General features: G+C 73.2%; 23 protein-coding genes. 8 read left to right on the forward strand and 15 right to left on the reverse strand.

All coding sequences use genetic code 11. From position 1 onward, the window contains the following. Positions 1 to 466 precede the first annotated feature (466 nt). From ABT369_RS08095 to ABT369_RS08120, 6 genes are all read right to left on the reverse strand, one after another. The gene (locus ABT369_RS08095; protein WP_350610985.1) at positions 467 to 1,588 is read right to left on the reverse strand and encodes an ARPP-2 domain-containing protein; all 1,122 of its coding nucleotides are present in this window, start codon (positions 1,586 to 1,588) and stop codon (positions 467 to 469) included. Further along, positions 1,585 to 2,997 carry a hypothetical protein gene (locus tag ABT369_RS08100; RefSeq protein WP_350610986.1) on the reverse strand — a complete coding sequence of 471 codons (1,413 nt, stop codon included), beginning with the start codon at positions 2,995 to 2,997 and terminating at the stop codon, positions 1,585 to 1,587. The genes ABT369_RS08095 and ABT369_RS08100 overlap by 4 nt, the downstream gene beginning before the upstream one ends. 164 nt (positions 2,998 to 3,161) lie before the next feature. Beyond that, positions 3,162 to 4,331 (reverse strand): hypothetical protein, encoded by a 1,170-nt coding sequence (locus tag ABT369_RS08105; RefSeq protein ID WP_350610987.1) that lies wholly within the window; start codon positions 4,329 to 4,331, stop codon positions 3,162 to 3,164. Then, entirely contained in the window at positions 4,331 to 4,861 is a 531-nt protein-coding gene (locus ABT369_RS08110; RefSeq protein ID WP_350610988.1) for a SigE family RNA polymerase sigma factor, read from the reverse strand. Before ABT369_RS08110 ends, ABT369_RS08105 begins: the two co-directional genes overlap by 1 nt. 78 nt (positions 4,862 to 4,939) lie before the next feature. Then, positions 4,940 to 5,173 (reverse strand): SCO4848 family membrane protein, encoded by a 234-nt coding sequence (locus tag ABT369_RS08115; RefSeq protein ID WP_350610989.1) that lies wholly within the window; start codon positions 5,171 to 5,173, stop codon positions 4,940 to 4,942. A 13-nt stretch (positions 5,174 to 5,186) separates the two neighbouring features. Beyond that, complete coding sequence (locus tag ABT369_RS08120; protein ID WP_350610990.1) at positions 5,187 to 5,780, reverse strand: maleylpyruvate isomerase N-terminal domain-containing protein; 594 nt, start codon at positions 5,778 to 5,780, stop codon at positions 5,187 to 5,189. 357 nt (positions 5,781 to 6,137) lie between these two features. Between ABT369_RS08120 and ABT369_RS08125 the strand changes: the two genes are divergently transcribed. Continuing rightward, a complete protein-coding gene (locus ABT369_RS08125; protein WP_350610991.1) occupies positions 6,138 to 8,054 on the forward strand; it encodes a discoidin domain-containing protein in 1,917 nt (638 codons plus the stop codon). Between the two features lie 31 nt (positions 8,055 to 8,085). After that, complete coding sequence (locus ABT369_RS08130) at positions 8,086 to 9,990, forward strand: RICIN domain-containing protein (RefSeq protein ID WP_350610992.1); 1,905 nt, start codon at positions 8,086 to 8,088, stop codon at positions 9,988 to 9,990. 68 nt (positions 9,991 to 10,058) lie between these two features. Here ABT369_RS08130 and ABT369_RS08135 read toward each other — a convergent pair whose 3' ends face one another. Next, a complete protein-coding gene (locus tag ABT369_RS08135; protein ID WP_350610993.1) occupies positions 10,059 to 10,598 on the reverse strand; it encodes a DUF4232 domain-containing protein in 540 nt (179 codons plus the stop codon). A gap of 15 nt (positions 10,599 to 10,613) precedes the next feature. Next, complete coding sequence (locus tag ABT369_RS08140; RefSeq protein WP_350610994.1) at positions 10,614 to 11,876, reverse strand: alpha-hydroxy-acid oxidizing protein; 1,263 nt, start codon at positions 11,874 to 11,876, stop codon at positions 10,614 to 10,616. A gap of 24 nt (positions 11,877 to 11,900) precedes the next feature. Here ABT369_RS08140 and ABT369_RS08145 point away from each other — a divergent pair, with 24 nt between their 5' ends. The 4 genes from ABT369_RS08145 to ABT369_RS08160 are packed head-to-tail and all read left to right on the forward strand — an operon-like array spanning position 11,901 to position 13,834. Then, positions 11,901 to 12,356: a hypothetical protein gene (locus ABT369_RS08145; protein ID WP_350610995.1), complete on the forward strand. Its 456-nt coding sequence runs from the start codon at positions 11,901 to 11,903 to the stop codon at positions 12,354 to 12,356. A 42-nt stretch (positions 12,357 to 12,398) separates the two neighbouring features. Continuing rightward, the gene (locus tag ABT369_RS08150) at positions 12,399 to 12,800 is read left to right on the forward strand and encodes an HIT family protein (RefSeq protein WP_350610996.1); all 402 of its coding nucleotides are present in this window, start codon (positions 12,399 to 12,401) and stop codon (positions 12,798 to 12,800) included. A gap of 33 nt (positions 12,801 to 12,833) precedes the next feature. Beyond that, a complete protein-coding gene (locus ABT369_RS08155) occupies positions 12,834 to 13,445 on the forward strand; it encodes a hypothetical protein (RefSeq protein ID WP_350610997.1) in 612 nt (203 codons plus the stop codon). A gap of 11 nt (positions 13,446 to 13,456) precedes the next feature. After that, positions 13,457 to 13,834 carry a DUF4240 domain-containing protein gene (locus tag ABT369_RS08160; RefSeq protein ID WP_350610998.1) on the forward strand — a complete coding sequence of 126 codons (378 nt, stop codon included), beginning with the start codon at positions 13,457 to 13,459 and terminating at the stop codon, positions 13,832 to 13,834. Here ABT369_RS08160 and ABT369_RS08165 read toward each other — a convergent pair. From ABT369_RS08165 to ABT369_RS08180, 4 genes are all read right to left on the reverse strand, one after another. Next, positions 13,831 to 14,685, reverse strand: a complete 855-nt coding sequence (locus tag ABT369_RS08165) for an alpha/beta hydrolase family protein (RefSeq protein WP_350610999.1) — start codon at positions 14,683 to 14,685, stop codon at positions 13,831 to 13,833. The genes ABT369_RS08160 and ABT369_RS08165 overlap by 4 nt on opposite strands. Positions 14,686 to 14,738: 53 nt before the next feature. Beyond that, a complete protein-coding gene (locus ABT369_RS08170; RefSeq protein WP_350611000.1) occupies positions 14,739 to 16,178 on the reverse strand; it encodes a hypothetical protein in 1,440 nt (479 codons plus the stop codon). 1 nt (position 16,179) lies between these two features. Beyond that, a complete protein-coding gene (locus ABT369_RS08175) occupies positions 16,180 to 16,842 on the reverse strand; it encodes a zinc ribbon domain-containing protein (RefSeq protein WP_350611001.1) in 663 nt (220 codons plus the stop codon). Between the two features lie 223 nt (positions 16,843 to 17,065). Beyond that, positions 17,066 to 17,212: a hypothetical protein gene (locus ABT369_RS08180; RefSeq protein ID WP_350611002.1), complete on the reverse strand. Its 147-nt coding sequence runs from the start codon at positions 17,210 to 17,212 to the stop codon at positions 17,066 to 17,068. A gap of 83 nt (positions 17,213 to 17,295) precedes the next feature. Between ABT369_RS08180 and ABT369_RS08185 the strand changes: the two genes are divergently transcribed. Further along, positions 17,296 to 18,339, forward strand: coding sequence for an LLM class flavin-dependent oxidoreductase (locus ABT369_RS08185; RefSeq protein ID WP_350611003.1), 1,044 nt, complete (start codon positions 17,296 to 17,298; stop codon positions 18,337 to 18,339). Between the two features lie 63 nt (positions 18,340 to 18,402). Here the strand turns inward: ABT369_RS08185 and ABT369_RS08190 are convergent, their stop codons facing one another. Beyond that, entirely contained in the window at positions 18,403 to 19,122 is a 720-nt protein-coding gene (locus ABT369_RS08190; protein ID WP_350611004.1) for a hypothetical protein, read from the reverse strand. A gap of 72 nt (positions 19,123 to 19,194) precedes the next feature. After that, positions 19,195 to 19,854 (reverse strand): methyltransferase, encoded by a 660-nt coding sequence (locus tag ABT369_RS08195; protein ID WP_350611066.1) that lies wholly within the window; start codon positions 19,852 to 19,854, stop codon positions 19,195 to 19,197. 184 nt (positions 19,855 to 20,038) lie between these two features. Here ABT369_RS08195 and ABT369_RS08200 point away from each other — a divergent pair, with 184 nt between their 5' ends. Beyond that, positions 20,039 to 22,108 (forward strand): DUF6311 domain-containing protein, encoded by a 2,070-nt coding sequence (locus ABT369_RS08200; protein WP_350611005.1) that lies wholly within the window; start codon positions 20,039 to 20,041, stop codon positions 22,106 to 22,108. 567 nt (positions 22,109 to 22,675) lie between these two features. On the opposite strand, the gene ABT369_RS08205 is transcribed toward ABT369_RS08200, so the two are convergent. Continuing rightward, positions 22,676 to 23,065 (reverse strand): VOC family protein, encoded by a 390-nt coding sequence (locus ABT369_RS08205; protein WP_350611006.1) that lies wholly within the window; start codon positions 23,063 to 23,065, stop codon positions 22,676 to 22,678. Positions 23,066 to 23,925: the final 860 nt, after the last annotated feature.

The following is a 23,925-nucleotide window of genomic DNA, read 5'->3' on the forward strand; positions in this document are numbered from 1 at the left end:
AGACTCTCGTTTTTCCGGTCGACTCATTGATGCCCCTCGGCCGGGTGCACCAAACACCACATCGATCGGGTGGCGTCGGGGGAAATCGGCGGCGTGCCGGGAGCGGCCTGCCGAGACTGGTGGTACCGGAAGCGAAGCACGCGATCGCACAAGCTCACCGGCAGCCAGGTGACCTCCCCCGGTGGCCGCGGGGGACGGCACGACGCGGCGGTATGGCGCCGGCCGCATCCACGGCCCGCGACCGGCGCCATGCCCGTACTGCCGACCCAGAATACGACATATACCCTGACAGGCGAAAAATCCGATATGTCGCGGCGCGGAGCGCCCGACATATCGGGCTAGTTCTCCGCGACGGCGCGCAGACGGAGCCAATCGACATCGATGACGGCGTTGGGAGGAGCGGCGCGCGGGTTCGCTCAAGGCCAAGCGCGGGTTCGCTCAAGGCCAAGAAGGAGCAAGCGGCAGTTCAGGAGCGAGCCGCGGCCCGGGCCGCGTCCAAAATCCCCGGCCGCAGCAGGTACCCGAACCCCGCCCGATCCAGGCGCAGCGCCAACCCGGCCCGGTCGGTGTTCAGCGCCTCCGCCGTGCGCTCCAGCGACCAGTCGTGCGCCGCCAGACGCGACAGCAGATGCCCGCGCCGCGCCTGGGCGGCCGAGAGGCGGAACGTCTTCAGATAGGCCACGGTGCCGTCGGCAGTCGTGATCGTCTCGCCGATGTGGTTGTCGGTGTCGAGCTGGAACGGCGGCAGGAAGCGCGACAGCGTGAAGCGGCCCAGGCGGTACACCGGCGTGCTCGTCATCGCCTCGGCCGTGAACATCACCTCGTTGTGGAACGCGGCCCAGGAGGCGTCGGCGCGGGCGAGCTCGGCGCGCAGGTCCGCCACGGTGTGCACGCGGGCGGCGTCCAGCGGCTGGGCGAAGCCGGGCACGGCCGGGTAGAGCTGGGTGTAGTGGTACAGCAGTTCGCCGTAGCAGTCGCGCAGCAGGCTCGGGTGCAGGGCGCGGTAGTCGCCGGGGTGCGGGACCACGAAGACGCTCACGAGGGCGTCGGCCGCGTACAGCACGACCCCGCACTGGTCCGGGTGGATCTCGAACACGCGCAGGGCGTCGTCGAGTCCGCGCACGGCCGCGCCGCGGTAGGACTCCTCGACCCGCGGGGACAGGCCGCGGGTGACCGCCTCGCGGGTCCACTCCTGCCAGGCGATCGGCGGGCCGCCGAACTGCAGGTCGAGGAAGCCCTCCAGGGCCAGGTGCAGCGGCAGGAAGCGCAGGCGGTTGCGGTCCTCTCGGCGGGTCATGCGGCGGCGGAAGCGCAGGCCGGCGACGCGCGGCAGGCCGGCCTCGCGGGGGTCGAACAGCTGGGTGCCGTAGGCGGCGGCCGGGCCGCCGTCGTTCGTCCACTCGGCGACGAACGCGTGCGGGACGTAGGAGATGTACGCCGAGCGCGGGCCGAGCTCCACAATGGACAGCTCGTCGTCGTGCAGGCGCGCGTGCAGGCGCAGGTCGGTGATCGGCTCGTCGCGCAGCAGCGGCACGAGCCGGATCGCGCCCCACGTCTGCGCGGGGCCCGCGCGCAGGCCGGTGATCACGCCAGGAACCCTTCCACGCGGTCGTCGAGGAACACTCGCAGCTCGGCGAAGGTCGCCGTGCCGGTGGCGAAGCGGGCCAGCTCCACGAGCGCGGCCGCGTCCTCGGCGGCGCGCACGCCGACGCTGGGCACGGACGGCGCGAGCCGGCGCACGTCGAAGGCGTCGCCGTCGAACACCGGGTTGAGGTGCACGATCGACGTGCGCGCGGCCGGGTCGAGCCGCTGCCGCCAGATCCGCAGCACCTCGGCGGCCTGCCCGGGCGGGGCGTTGTCCCAGCCGTCGGAGACGACGACGAGCCGCTCGGGCCGCAGCTCGAGCGCGTCGACGAGCCGCCGCCCCAGCGGCGTGGCGCCGATCGGGTGCACGAGCAGGGGATCGCCCTCGTGGTTGAGCCAGATGGTTCGGTACCGCGAGGCCAGCGCCTCCAGCAGATAGTGCGTGGCGAGCGCGACGGCGAGCGGCCGGCGGCGCTTCACCGCGGAGCCCGACGCCGAGTAGCTGTCGTCGAGCAGCCCGACCACGTCGCCCCAGGTGCCCGCGCGGCGCCCGGCCGCCCGGCGGGCCGCGGCGCGCAGCGCGTCCGTGAGCTCCTCGCGCCGGCGCGCCCGCCCGGGGCGCGGCAGCGACAGCGCGTAGAGCGCCAGCCGGGTCAGCGGCACCCGGCCCAGGTCCTGCCCGCCGACGCCGTCGACCGCCGCGCCGGAGCGCTGCAGCCGCAGGCGTTCGAGCTCGGTGAGCCGCGGGGCGATCGCGCGCAGGAACTCGGCGCGGTCGAGGTCGCGGCGGCGGGTCGAGGCCAGGCCCTCGGCGACGGTGTAGGGCAGGTCGAACAGCGCCTGCTTGTCGTAGTGCGCGCGCCGCCAGGTCTCCAGGATCGGAGTCTCGTAGCGGGCGGGCCGGCGCCAGTCGAACAGCGCGGTGCCGACCTCGGCGGGCAGGCGCAGGTGCGCGTGGCCGGCCGCGGTCGTGAGGCCGCGGCGGTACTTCACCGCGTCGAACGCGAGATCGGGCCGCCCCGCGACCCAGTCGCGCACGATGGCGCGGGTCCGCCGGTTGTTGATGCCCTCCGCGCGCAGGGTGCGCAGCAGGCGGTACACCCGCTGCGGGGGCAGCCGGGCGAGCCGGGCGGCGATGAGCGCACCCTCGCGCCGGCGCTGCGGCAGCGGCACCTCCCCGGCGCTGCGCAGCAGCCCGAGCACGATGGCCGCGGCGTTGTGGTCGTTGATGTCGAGCGCGAGGGTCGCGGCGTAGATCTCGCGGTAGTTCGTGCGCACGTAGTCGTGCAGGAACTCCAGCGACAGCCGCTGCTCGGCGGCCTCGGCGTGGAACTCGCGCTGCCCGGTCGCGGCGACGGCGGCGTTGACGAACATGACGACGTCCTCGCACGCGGTCAGCTCCGACAGCTCCACGGCCTTCCCTTCGCGGCACGGCGGATCGGGGCCGGTCGGGGAGTTCGGCGCGCGAACTGCGAAGCATCGCTTCAGAGGCGGGTTCCGGAAGTCGCACGACAGTCCCGCGACCGGCCGGATCAATGTACCGTCGCCGGTCGCGGACCCGCCCCCCGATTTCCGGCTCACCGGAAGTCGGTCGCCGCGACCATGGTGTCGGCGGCGTCGAAGGCCACGGCCGACACCGCGGCGTCGGTGGTCTTGGCCCACGCGACCTTCAGCCGCGGGTAGGCGCTCCACGCCCGGGAGCCGCGCTGCTCGACGCCTTCGCCGCCCATCTGCACCCGCACCCCGTCGCCGATGTAGATGCACACCTTCACCTTCCGCCCGCCGGCCGCGCCGTCCACGGTGAACACCGCGTGGTAGAAGCCCCCGGGGTCGCTCGGCGGCCGGCTCAGCGTCGTGAGGATCCGGTCGGGGGCGGTGCTGGCCCGCAGCAGGGCGGTGTGGTCGTCGCCGTCGAACCAGAGCTGGAGCTGGCTGCCGTCGGCCATCATGACGCCGGTGTCGATGGGGTCGCCGATCCGCCTCGAGACGTCGTCGCGGTTCACGATGGTGTCGGCGCGCTGGATGCCGGACGAGTTGGACTCGGCCAGCTTCCTGCCGCCGCTGGAGTAGGCGGTGAACACGGCGTCGGGCGTCGCCGGGTTCGGCTCGGCGGTCGTGCCGGCCAGGACGCCGCCGCGGCGGATCCAGAACATGGTGTGCCCCGGCACGCCCGGGACCGGCGCGGTGGTCGCCTCGGCGGTCCGGCCGCCCGCCTTGACCGTGACCCTGGTGTCGTCGCCGCCGACGACGCCGTAGTCGAGGATGCCGCCGTTGCGGTCGTCGAGCTCGCCGATGGTGCCGAAGCCCTCGCCGCGGATCCCGGCCCAGGCCAGGGTCCGCAGCCGGGCGGTCCGCTCGTCGTAGAGGCCGCCGCGCACGCCGTTGATCGGGTCGTCGTACCAGAGCACGAGCTCCTCGTGGTCGCCGAACGCCAGGCCGGTCGCGACCAGGGTGTTGGTGCGCACGGGGAACGACGGGTCGGCGGGGAAGGCGGAGTAGCGGGCCGAGGTGAGCACACGCGGGCTGACGGTGCTCTTGGCGTCGGGCGACGGGCCGGTCGCGGCCGGGGCGAGCGCGACCGCCCCGCCGGCGGCGAGCACGGGCGCGAGGGCGACGGCGATGCCGGCCAGGAACGTGCGGTACCGCCGCCGGACCGTGGCTTTCTTGACGTCGGCGAAGGTCAGGCCGGTGGTGCGGGGGGCCGCCGCCTCGGCCAGGGCGCGGCGCAGGTCTTCGGTCGTGAACATCACTGCGCCTCCTGGTGGTGCGCGATCGGCCGCAGCTCGGGGTCGACGCGCAGCTTGCGCAGCGCCCGGGAGCAGGCGCTCTTGACGGTGCCGACGGCCACGCCGAGCTCGGCGGCCGTCTGCTGCTCGGTGAGGTCGAGGTAGTAGCGGCACACGATCACCGCCCGCTCCCGGCGGGACAGATGCGCGAGCGCCCGGGTGAGGCTGGCCCGGTCCAGCGCCGCGTCGGCCGGGTCCGGTCCGGCCGCGACGCGCTCGGGGACCTGTGGCATCGGCCGTTCCCGCCGTCGCCGTCGCCGCCACCAGTCACTGTGGAGGTTGACCAGAATGCGGCGGGCGTACGCGTACGGGTCCCCGCCGTCGAGCCGTTCCCAGGCCGCGTAGGTGCGCACGAGGGTGTGCTGGGTCAGCTCCTCGGCCTCGCCGGCGTCCCCGGTGAGCAGGCAGGCGACGCGGTACAGCCGCTGTGTCGCACGGTCCATGAACGCCTGGAACTGCTGGTCCCGGTCCGCTTCGATGGCTCTTCGCATGTGCCGGCCGCCCCTCCCCGTCGTGACCCTTCGCCCCTCCTCTACTGCGCGGGGTCGCGAAAGGTTCCGCGGGTCCGCCTACGACCTGCGGCTCGCCCGCCAGCCGCGGACGCCCAGCACGCCGACGGCCGTGCCGATGATCAGGGACACGGCGATGAGCACCGCGTGCACGGTGAAGAACGCCGTGGGGTGCCCGGCGGTGTCCCAGGCCCGGTCGTCCTGCCAGATGGCGACGAGGAACCGGGGCCAGATGACCCAGGTCCAGACCCCGACGAGCACGAGAAACACCGACCAGCGACGCGACAACACCACCCTCGAAGTATGCCTACCGCCCGAGCGTGAGCCGGCGCACCCCGTGCCGCTCGAGGTCGGCGGCCTGCTGCGGGGTCGGCTCGGCCCGCCCGGTCGCGACCCGCAGCAGCGCGAGCGGCGCCCAGCCGAGCTCCGCGCCGCCGTACAGCCCGACGAGCAACTGCGCCGCGGGCGCGGTCAGCCACGGCTCCCGGCCGAGCGCGCCGGCGAGGTCCAGCCCGTGGATGCCGGCCTCCAGCACGCGTGTGACCAGGAAGTCCGTGAGCAGCATCGCGTCGCCGTGCCGGGTGCGCACGACCCGCCCGGCCGGCTCGCGGCGGCAGCGCCCGACCGCGTCCTCGCGCGCGGCGGCGAGCCGGCGCACCAGCTCGGGGCCGCCCGCCTCGGCCGCGGCCCGCCGGCCCGAGTCGATCCGTTCGGCATCGGTACCGCCGGAGAACCGCTCGTCCGCCCGGAAGTACCCGGCGGCGTCGATCTCGGCCCGCCCGGGCGCGGGGGCGTCGAGCATGCCCGGCACCCGCGCGACGCCGGCCACGACGTGCCCGAGCAGTTCCGCGGCGTTCCACGGCGGGCAGGGGCTCGGCCGCGCCCAGTCCGCCTCGGGCACGTCCCGCAAGCGCCTCGGCGAGCCGCCCGGTCTCGGCGGCCCACGCGTCCAGCGGATCGACGGTCATGCCGACACCGTAAAGGGGGCCCGAGATCCGAGCGGCACCGGTGGTTGCCCAATGCTCTGCCACCTGAGCTACCGCCGCGTTCACGGCGGGCGGGACTCGAACCCGCGACACCTGGATTAAGGAAGTATCCGATACCTGCGCACCGGGCCCCCGGCTCGCACTGGCGATGACCGTAGCAGCGGCCCCCGCACGAGCGCCCGGCAATTTCTTGACATCAGTCGTAGCCGATGCTGTGCTTCACGCATCACGTTACATTCTTGTTTCATCTGTTACAAGCGTGGGAGATGCGTATGCAGCGCAGGGTGTTATGTCTCGTCGCGGCCGGCGCGGCGGTCGCGGCCGGTCTCACCGGGGCCACCGCGGCCGAGGCGAGCGCCGCGCCCTCGGCCCGCGTCTGGGTCACCACGATCGACCGGGCCGAGCTGATGCACGAGCGGGCCGCCGTCGCGTTCACCACGAACGCGAGCAGCCGCACGACGATCACCGTCGACCCGAGCCGCGCCTACCAGAGCATGGACGGCTTCGGCGCCTCGATCACGGACTCGTCGGCGGCCGTGCTCTACCGGCTCTCGCCCGCCAAGCGGGCCGAGGCGATGCGGGCGCTCTTCGACCCGGCCAAGGGGGTCGGCGTGAGCTTCCTGCGGCAGCCGATCGGGGCGTCGGACTTCACGGCGCAGCCCGAGCACTACACGTACGACGACATGCCGCCGGGACAGACGGACTATCTGCTCACCCGCTTCAGCATCGCGCACGACCAGGCGCAGATCCTGCCCCTGCTGCGGGAGGCCAAGCGGCTCAACCCGCAGCTGAAGATCATGGCGACGCCGTGGAGCCCGCCGGCCTGGATGAAGACCAGTGACTCCCTCGCCAGCGGGGAGCTCAAGGACGACCCGAAGGTGTACGCCAGCTACGCCTTCTACCTGACCAGGTTCGTCCTCGCCTACTCCGCGGCCGGGGTGCCCGTCGACTACCTGACGATCCAGAACGAGCCGCAGAACCGCGACGCGGGCGGCGGCCCGGTGATGGGGCTCAACACAACCCAGGCCGGGAAGGTCATCGAGATCCTCGGGCCGCTGCTGCGCCTGGTGAGCCCGCGCACGAAGATCCTCGGCTACGACCACAACTGGCAGACGCACCCGAACGACATCGCCAACACCCCGCCCGGGCAGGACCCGGAGGCCGACTACCCGTACAGGCTGCTGCGGAACCCGGCGAGCCGCTGGATCGCGGGCACGGCGTACCACTGCTACTACGGCGACCCGAGCGCGATGACCGCCCTGCACAACGCGGACCCGGGCAAGGGCATCTGGTTCACCGAGTGCTCCGGCTCGCACGGCGCGAACGACACCCCGGCGCAGTACTTCACCGACACCCTGAAGTGGCACGCGCGCACCATCACCGTCGGCGTCACCCGCAACTGGGCCAAGTCCGCGGTCACCTGGAACCTCGCCCTGGACTCGACCGGCGGCCCGCACCTCGGCGGCTGCGGCACCTGCACCGGCCTCATCACGGTCCAGCCCGACGGCTCTTGGACCACCGACGCCGAGTACTACACGATCGGGCACCTGTCCAAGTTCGTGAAGCCCGGCGCGGTCCGCATCGCCAGCACCAGCTTCGGCAACCCCGCCTGGAACGGCGAGGTCACCGACGTGGCCTTCCGCAACCCGGACGGGTCCACGGTCCTGGTGGCCCACAACGAGAACGACGCGCCGCGGACGTTCACGGTCGCGGTCGGCGGCCACTCGTTCGACTACACCCTGCCCGGCGGCTCGCTCGCCACGTTCACCTGGCCGAAGAGCAAGGTGCTCGAGGACGGGCTGAAGCTGCTGTCCATCGCGGGCGCGACGGCGTCGTCGTCGCCCGCGAGCCCCGACGCCGCCCTCGCCGTCGACGAGGATGCCACGACCCGCTGGTCCAGCGGCGCGGCGCAGGAGCCGGGGCAGTACCTCCAGGTCGACCTCGGCTCGGCGCGCACCTTCCGCCGGGTCGCGATCGACAGCGGCGCGAGCGTCGGCGACTACGCCCGCGGCTGGCAGCTGTCCACCAGCGCCGACGGCACCCACTGGACGACCCTCGCCCAGGGCGCCGGGGCCGGCCAGCTGACCAATGTGGACGTTCGCCCCACCACGGCCCGGTACCTGCGGATCGCCTCGACCGCCGCGGCCGGGAACTGGTGGAGCCTCGCCGACATCCGCCTGTACGCCTAGTTCCGCCCCACCACAACGAAGGAGCACCGCCATGCGCCTGCGTCTGCTGGCGATGAGCACGGCCGCCACCGTGCTCGTCGCCGGCGTGGCCTACGTCGTCGCCCAACCCGCCCCCGCGCTCGCCGCCACCTCGGCGAGCGTGTGGCTGACGACCCCGGACCGTGCCAACCTGCTGTCCCAGAAGAGCGCCATCCCATTCGGTACCGCGGGCAGCGGCGCCGTCATCACGGTGAACCCGAACACCACCTACCAGTCGATGGTCGGCTTCGGCGCCTCGCTGACCGACGCCAGCGCCTACCTCATCTCCAACTCCCCGGCCCGCAACACCGTCATGAACAACCTGTTCAGCCCGTCCTCCGGCATCGGGCTGAACTGGCTGCGGCAGCCGTTCGGCGCCTCCGACTTCTCGCGCAGCTTCTACAGCTACGACGACGGGGCGGCCGACCCGAGCCTGTCGCGCTTCTCCGTCTCGCACGACCAGGCCTACATCCTGCCCCTGCTCACCCAGGCCAAGTCGATCAACCCGCAGGTGCAGGTCATGGGCGTGCCGTGGAGCGCGCCGGGCTGGATGAAGACCAACGGCAACATGGTCGGCGGCTCGCTGTCGACCGGCTACGAGGGCGCGTTCGGCGACTACCTGGTCAAGTCGATCCAGGCGTACCAGGCGGCCGGGGTGCCGATCCAGTACCTGTCGATCCAGAACGAGCCGCAGTTCTCCCCGCCCGGCTACCCCGGCATGCTCATGCAGTCCGACCAGCAGGCCCGCATCATCAACTCGCTCGCCCCGAAGCTGGCCTCGGCCGGGACGGGCACGAAGATCCTGGCCTGGGACCACAACTGGGACAACACGTCGTTCCCGCAGCAGGTGCTCGCCAGCGCCGGCAACAACGTGGCCGGCACCGCGTGGCACTGCTACGGCGGCACCCCGAGCGGGCAGACGACCGTGCACAACGCGTACCCGGCCAAGGACATCTTCTTCACCGAGTGCTCCGGCACCGAGTCGGGCAACACGTTCGCGGACTCGCTGCTGTGGCAGGGCCGCAACCTCGCGATCGGCGCGACCCGCAACTGGGCCAGGACGGTCACGACGTGGAACATGGCCCTGGACACCAACCACGGCCCGGTGATCGGCTCCTGCACCAACTGCATGGGCGTGGTGACCGTCAACGGCGGCACCATCACGTACAACGCCGAGTACTACGTGCTCGGGCACCTCGCGAAGTTCGTCAAGCCGGGCGCGGTCCGCATCGACTCGACGAACCAGGGCCAGGGCGGCATCGAGAACGTCGCCTTCCGCAACCCGGACGGCTCGATCGTGCTCGTGGCGGTCAACTCCGGCGGGGCGCAGAACTTCCAGGTCTCCTACGGCGGCTCCTCGTTCGGCACGAACCTCCCGGCCGGCGCCATGGCCACCTTCACGTGGCCGGGCGGCACCGTCACCCCGACGTCGAACCCGCCCACCACGGGCGGCGGCGGGGGCGGCCAGCCCAGCACCAGCGCCTGGTACCAGGTGATCAACGCCAACAGCGCCAAGTGCCTCGACGACACCGGCTGGGGCACCGCCAACGGCACCGCGCTGCAGCAGTGGTCGTGCAGCAGCCCGGCGGCGACGAACCAGCAGTGGCAGTTCCGCTCGGTCGGCGGCGGCTACTACAACGTCGTGAACCGCTACGCGACCGGCCTGTCGTGGGACGTCAACGGCGGCACCGGCGCGACCGGCGACGGGGCGCAGGTGCACCTGTGGGCCTACGGCGGCGCCACGAACCAGCAGTGGCAGGCGGTCGCGAACGCCGACGGGTCCTTCCGGTTCATCGCCCGCAACAGCGGCAAGTGCCTGGACGTGAAGGACGTGTCGACGGCTGACGGGGCGCAGTTGCAGCAGTGGTCGTGCACCGGCGGCCCGGCCCAGTCCTTCCGGCTGGTCGCCCAGCCCTAGCCACCCCAGCCCTGGTCACCCCGGCCCGGCGCGTCCGCACACCTTCCGCGGGCGCGCCGGGCCGCATGCTAGAGCCACACGCTGACCTCCAGCTTCCCCGTCGAGCCGAGATCCAGCGGGACGGGCGGCTGCACGATCTGCCGCGCGGCGCCGGGCGTGGGCGTCACGGCGAGATAGACGCCGCTCACCGGCGGCTTGCTGATGTCGTCGTACGTGTTGCGCCACGCCAGCACCGCCACCGTGCTCTGGCCGGGGGCCAGGGCGACCGGGTGCGCCGACTCGCTGTGGCTCCGGCCGGGCACGATCGCGATGTCCTGCGGGTCGCGGTCCTTGCCGAGCACGACGACCTCCGGCCGGCCGCTGACGGTCACCGGGCGGTCGCCACAGTTCAGCAGGTGCAGGCCCATCTCGCGGTAGCCCATGGCCGCGTCGCCGCGGTCGGCCGAGAGTCGCAGCCCGCCGTCGGGGCAGGCCGTGGACTCGGCGGACGGGGTGACGCTCGGGCGGGCCGAGGTCGTGGTCGGCAGGGTGTTCTGCGGCTCCAGGCCAGGTTGTGCGCAGCCGGCGAGCAGCAGCAGCGCCAGCAGTGGTACCCCCGTGACTCTCATGCGTCGATCCTGCCCTCAGGGCGCGGGTCGCAGCACGTCCGGGGTCAGCCCCGCGAGGTTCGCCACGCCGGCGAGGGCCATCGTCAGGTCCAGCTCCGCGAGCACGTTCTCGATCACCTGGCGGACGCCGTCGGCGCCGGCGAGCGCGAGGCCGTACAGGTGCGGGCGGCCGAGCAGGCACGCGTCGGCGCCGAGGGCCAGGGCGAGGAACACGTCCGCGCCGGTACGGATGCCGCTGTCGAAGAGCAGCGTGGGCCCGGCGCCGACGGCGGAGCGGATCGCGACCAGGGCGTCGAGGGCGGCCACGGCGTGGTCGACCTGGCGGCCGCCGTGGTTGGACACGATGATCCCGTCGACGCCGGCGTCCAGGGCGCGCCGGGCGTCGGCGGGGTCCAGGATGCCCTTGAGCAGGATCGGCAGCCGGGTCCGGCCGCGCAGCGTCGCCAGGTGGTCCCAGCTCAGCCCCGGGTTGGAGTAGATGTCGAGGAACGTCTCGACGGCCGCGCGCGGCTCCCGGGCCCGCAGGTTGGCCCACGTGCTGCCGGGGTGCTCGCGGGCGATCGACAGCAGCGTGCGCAGCGCGCCGAGGGTGACCTGAGCCTTGGCCGCCGGAGCCCGGCCCCGCTCCCGGACGATCTCCATGAACCGGGGATCCGAGGTGTACTGCGCGATGCCCTGCCCCCGCGCGAACGGCAGCGAGCCGAGGTTGAGGTCCTGCGGCCGCCAGCCGAGCATGGTGGTGTCGAGGGTGACGACGAGCGCCCGGGCCCCGCACGCCTCGGCCCGCCCGATCAGGGAGTCGACGAGCCGCTCGTCGGTGGACCAGTAGAGCTGGTACCAGAACGGCGTCTCACCCATCGCCTCCGCGGTGCGCTCCATCGGGCTGCAGCCCTGGTTGGAGAAGACGTACGGGACCCCGGCCGCCGCTGCCCCGCGCGCGATGAGCACGTCGGAGTCGCGCCGCACCAGCGCCCCCGCCCCGACGGGCGCGAGCAGCAGCGGCGCGGCCAGGGGCGTGCCGCAGACCTCGGTGCGCAGGTCGCGCTCGGTGACGCCGTGCAGCATCCGCGGCTGGACCCGCCAGCGCTCGAACGCGGCCCGGTTGTGCCGCATCGTCGCGCCCTCGCCGGCGCCCCCGGCCACGTAGGCCCAGGCCCGCCGGGACATCCGCCGCCGCGCCGCCCGCTCCAGCTCGGCGGCGTCGGTCGGCACCGCGGGCCGCCGCCCGAGCGAGCCCTGCCGGTACACCACGCCCTGCCGGGCCCGTCCGATACTCATGGCGCGGACGGTACCCTGGGCCCGATGCCCCTGCCGAGCGAGGACGAGCTGCGGGACGCGACCTGCGTGGCCTGCCCCGGCCAGTCGCTGCCGCTCGGCTCCTTCGACGTGGCCGAGCGCCCCGGCCCGGGCATCCCCTACGACGCGGCGCTCGGCTTCCGGGTGCACGCGGCCACGGGCACCCCGACGTGCGTGCACCCGTACCGCGTGGGCGTGCCCCCGGCCCGGTACGCCTCGGCCGGCGCGCCCCTGCCGACGGAGCCGGCGCCCGCCCCGCCACCGCCGGCCGACCCGGAGCTCCCGGCCGACCCGACCCTGCTGGAGGCCTGGCTGATCGCCGTGGCCCGCGGGGCCGAGCCGGCCACCCTGGGCACGGCGCTGCGCCGGGCCGAGACGCGGGCCCTGACCCGCTTCCCGCCCGCGGAGGTCGTCGCGGCCCTGCGCCGGGTCCTGACGGTGGAACTGGCCCGCCGCCGGTGACGAGGGCGCCCCGCCCGCGCGCGGCCAGTAGGGTGGGGGTTCATGAGCAGCGTCTTCTCGAAGATCCTCGCCGGTGAGTTTCCCGGCCGATTCGTGTGGCAGGACGACGACGTCGCCGCGTTCCTCAGCATCGCGCCGCTGCGGCCCGGCCACACGCTGGTCGTCCCGCGCCGGGAGGTCGACCAGTGGACCTCCGCCGACCCGGACCTGTTCGCGAAGTGCGCCGCGGTCGCGCAGACCATCGGCCGGGCCGTCCAGCGCGCCTGGGACGCCCCGCGCGCCGGGCTCGTCGTGGCCGGGTTCGAGGTGCCCCACCTGCACATCCACGTCTTCCCGACGTGGGGCATGGACGACTTCGACTTCGCCCGGGCCGACCAGAACCCGGACCCGGCGGCGCTGGACGACGCCGCGGAGCGGATCCGCGCGGCCCTCGCGGAGCTCTAGAGATCCACGGTGCCCGCGGGGTATGAGGATCGCGTGCGCATGCGCTTCGACGGGTGGATCGCCGGGATCGGGACCGGCAGCGGGACGCGGCTCGTGCTCGGGCACTGGCCGCGCTCGCCGTTCGGGCCGGTCAGCGACGTGATGGTGGAGCACCCCGGCGGCCACCGGGTGCTGCTGGCCCAGACCGCGGAGCTGGCCGCGTTCGTGGCCGCCACCTACGCCTTCGACGAGGTGCGGGTCGAGGCCATGCAGGTGAGCGCCGGGCGGGCCTGGCACGTCGGGGCGGGGCCGCTGCGGCTGGACTTCACCGTGGGCCGTCGCGGCGGGCTGGGATGGCTGCTGCGCGCGGTACCGGCGAGACTGGCGCGACGCCCGCGCTGGGTGCGCCTCGTGGACCTGCCGGCGCGCCCGGCACTGCGGGGCGTGCGCACATATGGCAGCGCGGGCAACGGGCGGCGGGAATGGTACGGCGTGCGGGACCTCCACCCCGTCGCCGCCGCCACCGCCACGTGGGACGGGCGCGATCTCGGGCCGCTGACCGACGTGGAGCCGCCGGTGCGCTTCGGGTTCGCCTCGACGCCGCGCCACCCGTCGTTGGCCCGGATCACGACCACCGTCGAGGTCCCGGACACCCGCGCGCCCTAGGCTCCGCGCCCGTGGACGACGCCACGGCCGACCTCTGGGGCGCGGCCTACCAGATCATGGACGGACGCTGCTCGGGCGAGGACTTCCGGGCCTTCCGGCACTGGCTCGTGAGCACCCTGGACCCGGCCACCGCCGCGCGGGTCCTCGCCGAGCCGGACACGCTGGCCGAGGTGCCCGAGATCCGGCGCCTCGCAGGGCGGGAGACCCGCGACTGGGACGAGGCCGAGTGGCCGCGGTCGGCGCCGCCCGCGGGAGCGGCACCGGCCGGGCCGTCGTGGGACTTCGACGATCCCCGCGAGGTGGCCCGGCGGCTGCCGCGACTGCGGCGGATGTTCCCGCGCATCGGCGAGGTGCGCGAGGCGCGGGACCATCCGCTGCACGTGCCTTAACAGGCGTTGCTGCGGAAGCTCGACACCGCCGTGCCCGTGAACCCGCAGGTGAACGGGGTGAAGCGCGAGTCCTGGCTGACCCACCGCTTGAACCAGGAGACCATCGCCCGCGACACGGTCGGGTTGGTGGTCTGCGGGAAGAAGTGGCTGGCGCCCGTCAGCTCGACGTACGTCTTGGGACCGGCCAGGGTGTTGTAGAACGGGATGGCGTGGCTCGACGGCGGGGCGACCGTGTCCGACTGGCCGCCGACGATGAGCACCGGCTCGCTCACCGTGCTCCAGGTCTTGTCGGTGTTCCAGGGCGCGAGCGGAACGCCGGCCTTGACCAGGCCCGTCGTGTCGGCGGCGAGCGCCTCGAGGGTGCCGCCGCCGCCCATGGAGTGCCCGGCCACGCCGCGGCGGCTGCCGTCGACGTGGGAGCGCACCGCGGTCGGCGACGAGCCGACCGCCCAGTTGAGCGCGGCGAGGAGCTGGCTGCCGCGGCTGGCCGGCTGGTCGTAGATCGAGTTGGTCTCGATGCCGACCACCACGAAGCCCCACGAGGACAGGCGGGGGCCGATCCAGGCGAGGCTGGACCAGGTGGCGGTGAACCCGGGCGAGATGGCGATCACCGGGTACTGCCCGGCGGCGGTCGGGTAGTACACGCGGCCGCCGCCGAAGCCGCTGACCGTGCTGGGGATGCTCGCCGAGGTGGTGGCGAAGCTACCGTTGCCGGTGATGTTGGACGCGGTCGGCGCCTGGCCGATCTCGTCCGCGAGGGCCGGGGACGCGACCGCGGCGACGGCCGAGCCCATGAGGGTGAGGAGCAGCCCGACGCGCAGCGCGAGCCGGATGGCGGAGGTGTTTCGCACCGTTGTCTCCCGGTTGACGAGGGGATACTTCGATGCGCGTCAGTGTGTCCAGGTCAGGCGGGGCCCGGGATCCGTGAAATCGCCAGTTTCAGCTGTTCGGTCCAGCCGTCGGTGTGGATCACGCGGCCGGCGAAGCGCTCCCGCAGGACCCGCAGGGCCGGCAGGCGCTGGGCGGTCTTGCGATACTGCGAGGCGGCCGAGGTCGCGTCGGCGTAGATCCCCTCGACGCGGAAGCCGAGCAGGTCCAGGGCCCGGTTGAGCTGGGCCGCCTGGTCGGCGTCGCGGCAGGTGAACACGTAGGTGGCGTGGTCGGCCGCGTTGAGCACCTCGTGGACCAGGTGCCCGGACGGGGTCAGGACCAGCAGGAACGCGAGCACCGCGGGGTCGGCCGCGTCCGTGAGCGCCGCGTGGTCGGTGTGCGCCGGGGTGACGGACTCGTGCGGGAAGACCGACCGGGGCAGGTGGGGGCCGGCGGAGTTGCCGCTCTGGAAGCCGCCCATGGTGCCGAGCATGCCGTAGGCGAGCCCGGGGCCGTAGGCGTCGAACGGGCCGTCGAAGCCCGATCCCGCGCCCGATACTAGGCCCGCGGCGAGCATCCCCGGCAGGCCGGAGCCGAAGTAGCCCGCCCGCCCGTCGTGGTCGAGGACCGGCGGCCGGGCGGAGTCGCGCCACGGGCCGGCGCCGGAGCCCTCCCGCTGCACGGACACCGTCTGCTTGAACCCCAGCCACACCCGCCCCAGGCCGAGCAGGTGCTGGGCGCCCGCGACCCGCTCGGGCCGGGTGGCCGCGTTGATCAGGGCGGGGAACACGCCGGCCTCGACCGCCTCGAGGCCCTCGCGCGGGGCGGCGAGCCCGTCGCGCAGCAGCGCCGCGACCGAGCGCAGCGCGACCGGGCCGAGGCCGGGCAGCAGGGCGGCGAGGAAGTGGCTGGTGCGCCCGGACGCGGCGGCGGTGCGGGCGCGCAGCAGGTCGAGGAACTCGCTGGTGCGGCGGGCGAGCCGGCCGACGGCGATCGGGGGGCGCCCCGGGACGTCGATGCCGATGGTGTACCCGCTGCTGTCGGTCGTCACGCCCTTGATGAACGCGTACGGAAGCTTCTCGGCGAGCCCGGCGTCGGGGACGATCACGAGCGCGTCGTCGTAGAGCCGCAGCTCGGCCGGGGAGCCGTCGGCCCACCCGGGGAACGCCTCGGCCGAGCCGACGCCGTCGAGGAGCAGCACCTGCTCGGTGTCGGCGACCCGCGCCTCGGACAGCTCCGCGAGCAGCTGGGTGCGCATCACGCCGAGGCGGCTCAGCTCGAGCCGGGCGCCGTCGGCGAGGACGAGCAGCACGACGTACGGCTGCGGCTCCTGGATCTCGGCCACGTCCCCGGGTGCGACCCGCAGGACGGCACCCTGCTCGGGGGTCACGACCAGCGCGCCGCCGGCCATCTCGGCGGTGCCGCCGCCCTCGTCGAGCAGGGCACCGCCGTCGGCGATGAGGCGATAGTGCACGTCAGGCCGTCGATTGGCCGCATTCGGCGCAGAACATCGCGCCCGGGCTCGCCGGCGTGCCGCAGTTGCCGCAGAACTTCTTCTGCTGAGCCGGGGCCGCCGCCAGCGGGGTGCCGCAGTGCTGGCAGAACTTGCCGCCGCCGGTCTCGTTCATGCACGAGGGGCACCGGCCCACGGCCTGGTCGCGGTAGTTGACGCCCTGGGTCCAGTTGACCTGGTTGATCTGCTCGTGCAGCTGGTTGACCTGGGCGGCCGCCTGCATGCCGGCGATCTCCTGGTCGAGGCGCGGGGCGCAGCTCGTGCACAAGCCGCGCTCGTGGTTCCAGCAGACCTGCTGGCACACCCACTGGCCGCAGCGGTGGCACTGAGTGAAGTGGACCTGCATCTCCTCGGCGGCCTTGGCCAGGGCCTTGTCGCGGGTCGAGCCGCGCACGCCGTCGCGCATCCACTGCGCATCCCAGCCGATCTGGGAGGCCTTGTTGCCGATGTCACCGCCGAGCAGGTCGCCGCCGATGCGCAGCAGACGCCCGCCGAAGCCGGTGACGGAGTGCTGGAACGAGGAGGAGTACCCGTTTCCGCACCGCATGCAGTTGAACTCGAACTGGTACCCCTCGCGGGTCGAGTGGTCCGAGTAGTTGTTCGTGAACGGCACCATGCCAGCCATCGGCGACAAACCCCTATTCGAGAGCAACCGGCCTACCTGCCTTTTGTACCTGTTGCTCGCCGGGGACATGATCGGCAAGTCGGTCATATGACATCGCCTGATCGGCTCCGACCTGGGGACCGGCACGTGGTACTGCGCGGGTGGGTCGATGCCCCGAACGCGTTCGCCCGCCGGCGCGGGTGGCGCCGCGGCCGCCTGGCGGGGCGGCCGGGCGCCGCCCGGCTCACGCCGTGATCGTCGGCCAGGCGAAGGCCAGCAGCGCGCAGGCGCCCGCCAGGCAGGCGAGGTTCACGCCCCGCACGGGAACGGGCAGCGCGGCGACGACGAGCAGGACAATGGCGATGAGGTAGAGCACGGCCTGAGCCGACACGACAGCCTCCGGGGTTGGGGGGTTCGGACTGGTCGATCCATACCCCCGGCACCGTCCACATGAAACACTCGAGGAGCACGCGCATGCCCGCACCCGATCAGCCCCTGCGCAAGCTGGGTTTTCTCACCATCGGCCTGTTCGACCCGGACGATCCGGCGGCCGGGCACGAGTCCACGCTCGAGGTCATCGCGCTCGGCGAGCGGCTCGGCTTCGACAGCGCCTGGCTGCGCCACCGGCACCTGCAGCACGGGATCAGCTCGCCGCTGACCGTGATCGCGGCGGCGTCGCAGCGCACCGCCCGGATCGAGCTGGGCACCGCGGTGATGCCGCTGGGCTGGGAGAACCCGCTGCGCCTGGCCGAGGACCTGGCGACCGTCGACCTGCTCAGCGGCGGGCGGCTCAACCCGGGGCTCAGCGTCGGGCCGCCGATGCACTACGACCGGGTCCGCGCGGCGCTGTATCCGGACACCGCCGACGCCGAGGACTTCACGTACGCGCGGGTCGAGCGCCTCCTGTCGTTCGTCGCCGGCGAGGCGGCCAGCGACTTCGAGGGCACCGAGGGATTCGAGGTCTTCTCCCGGCGCGTGGAGCCGCACTCGCCGGGGCTGCGGTCGCGGATGTGGTACGGCGGCGGCAGTCTCCGCTCGGCGCAGTGGGCCGGCGAGCACGGCATGAACCTGCTCACGAGCAGCGTCGTGAAGGCCGAGGATGCCGGGGACCCCGCCCCGGACTTCGCCGCCGTCCAGCTCGCCCACGTGCGGGCGTTCCGCGCGGCGCACCCGGACGGCGCCGCGGCGCGCGTGTCGCAGGGCCTCGTCGTCATCCCGACCGACAGCGCGACGCCGGCACAGCGGGAGAAGTACGCCGAGTACGCCGCCAAGCGCACCCCGCGCACGGCCACGCCGCAGGGTCCGGCGCGGCTGATGTTCGCCCCGGACCTGGTCGGCCCGGCGCAGGAGATCGCCGAGCGCCTCTACGCGCACGCGGCCTTCCGCGAGATCGACGAGGTCGCCTTCGCGCTGCCGTTCACCTTCGAGCACGCCGACTACGTGCAGATCCTGACCGACATCGCGACCCGGCTGGGCCCGGCCCTGGGCTGGGCGCCGTCCTCCCGCGCGGGGTCGTGACGGGCTCGCGGCGCTTGTCACGCCGTCGTCCCGCGCGGGGTCGTGACGGGCTCGCGGCGCTTGTCACCGCGGCAGGAGCGCCTCGGCGGCGGCCAGGAGGGACTCGGTCTCGCGGACCACGATGGACTGGGCGGCGCCGCCCGAGGCGAACCCGGGCCGGTGCGTGATCAGCGTCGGGCCCTCCGCCTGCAGGTGCAGCAGGCCGCCCGCTCGCAGCCGGGCCAGAACGGGGGCGGTCAGCACGGGCCGTACGACCGCCGGATCGGCGGCTCGCACGGACCACTCGGCACCGGGCCGGGCGCGCCGGAGCTCGAACGAGGGCAGCGCCGAGGGCAGGAGCACCATCCAGACCGTGGTGCCGACGAGGCCGTCGTCGCCGGGGCGGCGGCGCACGTACTCGAACACCGCGAACCGCAACCCCCGGAGCACCCCGGTCAGCACGTGGTTGGCCCGGCGTTCGGCGCCGTCGGTGAGCAGCCCGTCGCGGGCCCAGTCCAGCAGGCCGGGGTCGCTGTTGCGCACCTCCCAGCCGAGCCGGGCCGCGAGCTCGGCGCGGGTGGCGGCGAGCGGTCGCCGGTCGGCCGCGGTGATCCCGGCCCCGTGGGCGCCCGGCAGCCGGTCCTCGGCGAGCGCGTACGCCGCGGCGAGGACCGACAGCGCCACAACTGCTACCCCGGCCCAGCGGACGATCGGGTAGCCCTCGGCCGCGCCGAGCCACCACGCGAGCGCCCCGACGCCGGCGCAGGACGCCGGCAGCACCAGGCGGCGGAGGCGGGTGGGCACGGGCCCGACGGTACCGGCAGACGCAAATCGCCCCAGGGCCCGTGGGCCCTGGGGCGACGGTGAAGCGCCGGGTCAGCCCTGCAGCGGGCGACGGCCGATCGCGATGACCGACTGGCCGAAGGGCGGCCGGAAGGCGCGCTCCATGAACCGGGTCATCGGGGCGACCGTGGTGTCGTAGAACTTGACCATCGGGCCGGGGCCGGGCATCTGCTTGAGCAGGCACGTCGACACGTAGTACCCGATCAGGCCGAGCGAGTTGGCGTAGTGCAGCTTGACGATCTCGAGGTCGGCCTCGTGCATGGCCGCCCGCATCGTCTTCTTGGTGTAGCGCCGCACGTGGCCGGTGGCGATGTCGGCCGGCCCCATGGCGAACGGGAACGCCGGGACCACGTTGATCACGTAGCCGCCGGGGCGGACCAGCGAGCGCATGGTGCGCAGGCCGCCGATGTCGTCGTCGATGTGCTCGAGCACGTTGTATGAGATCGCGGCGCTGTGGTCCGCGCTCACGTCACTGGGCAGCAGCAGCTCGCGCACGCTGACGCCCGCGTGGTCGGCGAAGCGCTCCTTGAGTGCGACGATGCGGCTGTGCTCCGCCTCGGTCAGGGTCATCTTCCCGGTGTGCTCGAGCCACTCCGCGGCGTAGTCACCGAGACCGGCCGAGACCTCGATCGGATGGTCACCGAGGTATGGCGTCGCGAACGCCACGAACCACTTGCGGTGGTTCACCGCCATCGCCAGGCCTTCGAGCACCTCCGACTGGATGGCCTGGTCTCCGAGGATTGCCGCGTCCGGATTCGGCACTCTGCACCCCTACGTGAATACTGATCATGTCTGCCAGAACTGGCGTAGTGTATCGGCGTTGATAGTCCCCCGCCAGCCCCTGCGGCGCACTTCGGGCGGCAACTATGGTGTCACCGTGAAATTCGGGGAGAAGACCCGCGAGGTCCGGGCCGCGGCCGTTGCGCTGCTCACATATGTCGTGTGCGCCGTGCTGGTGCTCCAGCATCTGTGGGCCGATCCACAGGGCCGGATGTTCGCCGACAACACCCAGGATCAGATCTTCTTCGAGTGGGTGCTGACGCATGCGGCACGGTTCTTCACGCACGGTGACAATCCGTTCTTCACTGATCAGTTGAATGCACCGGTGGGCGTCAATCTGATGGCGAACACCTCCGTTCTCGGACTCGCATTACCCTTAGCTCCGATCACGTTACTGTTCGGCGCAGGCGTCACGTTCGTGCTCATCGACACCATCGCTCTCGCCGGCACCGCGGCCGCTTGGTATTTCATTCTTTCCCGCCATGTTGTCACCTCCCGCGCCGCCGCGTGGGTCGGCGGACTCTTCTGCGGGTTCGCCCCCTCGATGATCTCGCAGAGCACCGGGCACCCGAACATCGCCGGGCAGTTCCTGATCCCGTTCATCGTGTGGAACGTGCTGCGCCTGCGCGAGCCCGGCCCGGTGCTGCGCCGGGGCCTGGTGCTGGGCGCCGTGGTGCTCTACCAGTGCTTCATCAACGAGGAGGTCCTCTTCCTCACCGCGGTCGCGATGGCGGTGTTCCTGCTGGTGTACCTGCACCCGCGCGACTACCTCCCGGCGATCCGGGCCGCGCTGCCGGCCGTGCTGGTCGGCGCCGTGGCCGCCGGCGTGCTGCTGGCCGTGCCGCTCTACCACCAGTTCTTCGGCCCGCAGGCCTATCGCGGCCTGCCCGATTTCGTCCACGGCTTCTCCAGCGACCTGGGCTCGTTCCAGGCATTCAGCCGCCGTTCCATTCTCGCGCCGGACGATCTCGGGGTGATCGAGAAAATGGGCGGCGCGACGGAGGAGAACACCTTCCTCGGCCTGCCGCTGCTGGGCCTGACGCTCGCCGCGACCGTGGCACTGTGGCGGCAGCGGGCCGCCCGGGCGCTGTTCGCCACGGCGCTGGTGTTCGCGGTGCTGTCGCTGGGGACGGTGATCAAGTACAACGGCCGGGAGACCTCCTGGCACGGGCCCTGGAAGTGGGTCCACGAGCTGCCGTTGTTCGACTCCGTGGTGCCGACGCGGCTCGGCCTGGCGATCGCCCCGCTGCTGGGGGTGATCCTCGCGATGCTGGTCGACCGCTTCATCGTCGGCGTCCGGGAGCCCGTCAAGCCTCACGACGCCGACGGTGATGCCGCCCACGACGAATCACCCGCGCCGGACGGCACGCCCGCCGGCGGCCCGCTGCCCGCCGGCGGCCCGCTCACGGCGGCCGGGGTGGTCGGGGTCCACGACGCCGACGGCCCGCACGACGACGCGGCGGACACCGCCGCCGACGCCCCGCACGGCACCGGCGGCGCCCCCGAGCCCGACGACGGCTCGGCCGCGACGGGCGAACGCCCCACCCGCCGCGGCGTCCTCGTCGCCTCCGCGGCGCCGGAAAAGTCGGATGGCGCAGTGGGTGTAAAAACAGACATTCGCCCCGAGTTCGAGGACACGACCCCGGCGGCCCGGTGGCTGTGGGCGGTGGCCCTGCTCATCGCCCTCGTACCGCTCATCCCCACGCCCCAGCCCGCCTCCCCGCGCTCCCCGATCCCCGCCTTCTTCAGCACGGACGCCTGGCGCGCCGAGATCCCGGAGAACTCGGTCGTCGTGGCCGCGCCCCTGGGCTGGTTCGAGGGCCTGGACGCGATGCGCTGGAGCACCGCGGCGGGTCTGGACTTCCGCATCGCGGGCGGCTACTTCCTCATCCCGAACCCGGACGACCCGAAGAAGGCCGCCACATTCAGCGCCCCGACGCGCCCGACCATGCAGATCATGAACGACGCGGCCAACGACGGGACGGTGCCCCAGATCACCCCGGACCAGCTGGCCCAGGTGAAGGTCGACCTGTCGTTCTGGCAGGCGGACTACATCGTGGTGCCGGACCAGCACAACAACAGCGAGGCCGTACGCCAGACCGCCGACCAGCTCTTCGGCACCGGCAAACACATCGTCGACGTCTGGGTGTGGAAGGTGAACCACTGACACACGACGGCCGAGTGCCCCCGCTTTGACAACGGGCCGCCAGCGAGTGCCGCCGCCACTAAGACGGCCGGCACTCGCGAGCGGCCCGCAGGTCTCCCAGCCCCCACGCCGGCGAACTCTCCCCGCGGCCTCCCAGCCCCCACGCCGGCGAACTCTCGCCGCGGTCTCCCAGCCGCCTCGCCGGCGAGCCCGCCACCCAGCCCCGCGAGACCCTCAGCCACCTCGACGGCTAACCCGCCGCTCGGCCTCGCGAGGCACCCAGCCACCTTGCCGACGGCGCCCGCGCTTTCGACCCCGCCTCACGTCCTCCACCGCGATGACGACGGACGGCCCGGCCCCGACTCCGGCAGACGCCCGGCCGTTGCAGCGGCGCCCCGGACACGCTCCCCGGCCCGGTGAGACACCCGGCCGCCGCTACGGTGCCGCTCGCCCCGGCCCCCGGGCGCGCCACCGGCCCGAATGCGACCCGGCGGAACGCCTGGGAACGTTCACGGCCCGGAATGCGGGCCCGGCCCCACACGCCGGGTCGGTGCCGCCGCCGCGACGACGGCACCCTCTCTCGGTCGATCAGCCGCCCTGCGTGCCGTTCCAGTCGACGAGCTGCACGATGACCCCATTGGGATCACGCACCTGGAACGCCCGCTCACCCCACTCCTCCTCGGTGAGCGGCATCGTGATCGCGACCCCCGCCCGCTCGAGCCGCCCCAATTCCCCCTCGAGATCGTCAACGACGAACGCGAGGATGACGCCGGCCGTGTGCACGTCCCGCTGATCCTCCGGCAGCGTGGCCAGCCCGCAGCGCAGGAAGATGACGTGCATCCCGACGTCCTCGCGCGTCAGCGACACGAACCCGTCGGCCGACATCGCCTCGGAAAACCCCAAGTGCTCCTGCAGAAACGCGCCGGACGCGACCGGATCGGCGACGTTGAACGACACCGCAGACGAACTCACCCGCACTGGCAACCTCCCGTGTCGAAAAAATCTCTCTACAGTGTAGAGAGATTTTCGGCGGGCGCCAACCAGGCACGTCACGGGTTCGACGACACCGGACGAACAAGGTCCGCCCGGAAGCCGGCCGACGGCTCCGAGAACGCGGGCCGCATAGTCCCGGAAGCCGGCCGACGGCTCCGAGGGCGCAGGCCGCACCGCCCGGAAGCCGGCGACGTCCCGAGAACGCGAGCCTCACCGTGCGAGCAGGAGTCCCGGGCTCAGACGGATCGGCGGACGGGACGAGGGTCGCGGGCCGATGTGCGAGGGGCGGTGCGCAGTGCACGGCCGGCGAGAAAAACAAGGGCAGGCGAGCGCCGACCCGACCGGCCACGCCCTGCGGTCATACGGGCACGGCCGGGCCTGGTCAACACGCGCCGGCGGTCGTCACCGGCTGCGGGCCGTGCGGCACGGCGGGCCGCACGGAACCGAGACAGCAGCCCACACGGAACCGAAACGGCAGCCCACACGAAGCCGAGACAGCGGCCTGCACAGAGCGAGCCGTGCGACGCGACTGGCGAGCTCGACTACGACCGGCGGCGACCGGCAACGCCCCGGCAGACGAACGAACCTCGACCGCGCCCAACCGCGACCCAACACCGCCGCGGCCGACGAACCACGACCGCAACACAGCGACGCCGCGACCGACGAACCACGACCGCAACACAGCGACGCCGCGACGGCGAGCAAGCCGCAGCGGCGAACGACGCACGGCGCGGAGCCACAAGCCACAAGCCGCGAGCCGCGAACCACAAAGCCGCAAGCCGCGAGCCGCGAGCCGCGAGCCGCGAACCACAAGCCGCGAGCCGCGAACGGCGAACGGCGAACGG

The sequence above is a fragment of the Dactylosporangium sp. NPDC000244 genome, assembly GCF_040300725.1.
GTDB lineage: Bacteria > Actinomycetota > Actinomycetes > Mycobacteriales > Micromonosporaceae > Dactylosporangium.

Bases quoted from the DNA above. Each gene is read 5' to 3' on its own strand.
- ABT369_RS08105 (WP_350610987.1), bottom strand. From the start codon at position 4,331: ATGTTCACGACCGAAGACCTGCGCCGCGCCCTGGCCGAGGCGGCGGCC.
- ABT369_RS08110 (WP_350610988.1), bottom strand. From the start codon at position 4,861: ATGCGAAGAGCCATCGAAGCGGACCGGGACCAGCAGTTCCAGGCGTTC.
- ABT369_RS08125 (WP_350610991.1), top strand. From the start codon at position 6,138: ATGCAGCGCAGGGTGTTATGTCTCGTCGCGGCCGGCGCGGCGGTCGCG.
- ABT369_RS08130 (WP_350610992.1), top strand. From the start codon at position 8,086: ATGCGCCTGCGTCTGCTGGCGATGAGCACGGCCGCCACCGTGCTCGTC.
- ABT369_RS08135 (WP_350610993.1), bottom strand. From the start codon at position 10,598: ATGAGAGTCACGGGGGTACCACTGCTGGCGCTGCTGCTGCTCGCCGGC.
- ABT369_RS08140 (WP_350610994.1), bottom strand. From the start codon at position 11,876: ATGAGTATCGGACGGGCCCGGCAGGGCGTGGTGTACCGGCAGGGCTCG.
- ABT369_RS08145 (WP_350610995.1), top strand. From the start codon at position 11,901: ATGCCCCTGCCGAGCGAGGACGAGCTGCGGGACGCGACCTGCGTGGCC.
- ABT369_RS08150 (WP_350610996.1), top strand. From the start codon at position 12,399: ATGAGCAGCGTCTTCTCGAAGATCCTCGCCGGTGAGTTTCCCGGCCGA.
- ABT369_RS08175 (WP_350611001.1), bottom strand. From the start codon at position 16,842: ATGGCTGGCATGGTGCCGTTCACGAACAACTACTCGGACCACTCGACC.
- ABT369_RS08185 (WP_350611003.1), top strand. From the start codon at position 17,296: ATGCCCGCACCCGATCAGCCCCTGCGCAAGCTGGGTTTTCTCACCATC.
- ABT369_RS08195 (WP_350611066.1), bottom strand. From the start codon at position 19,854: ATGGCGGTGAACCACCGCAAGTGGTTCGTGGCGTTCGCGACGCCATAC.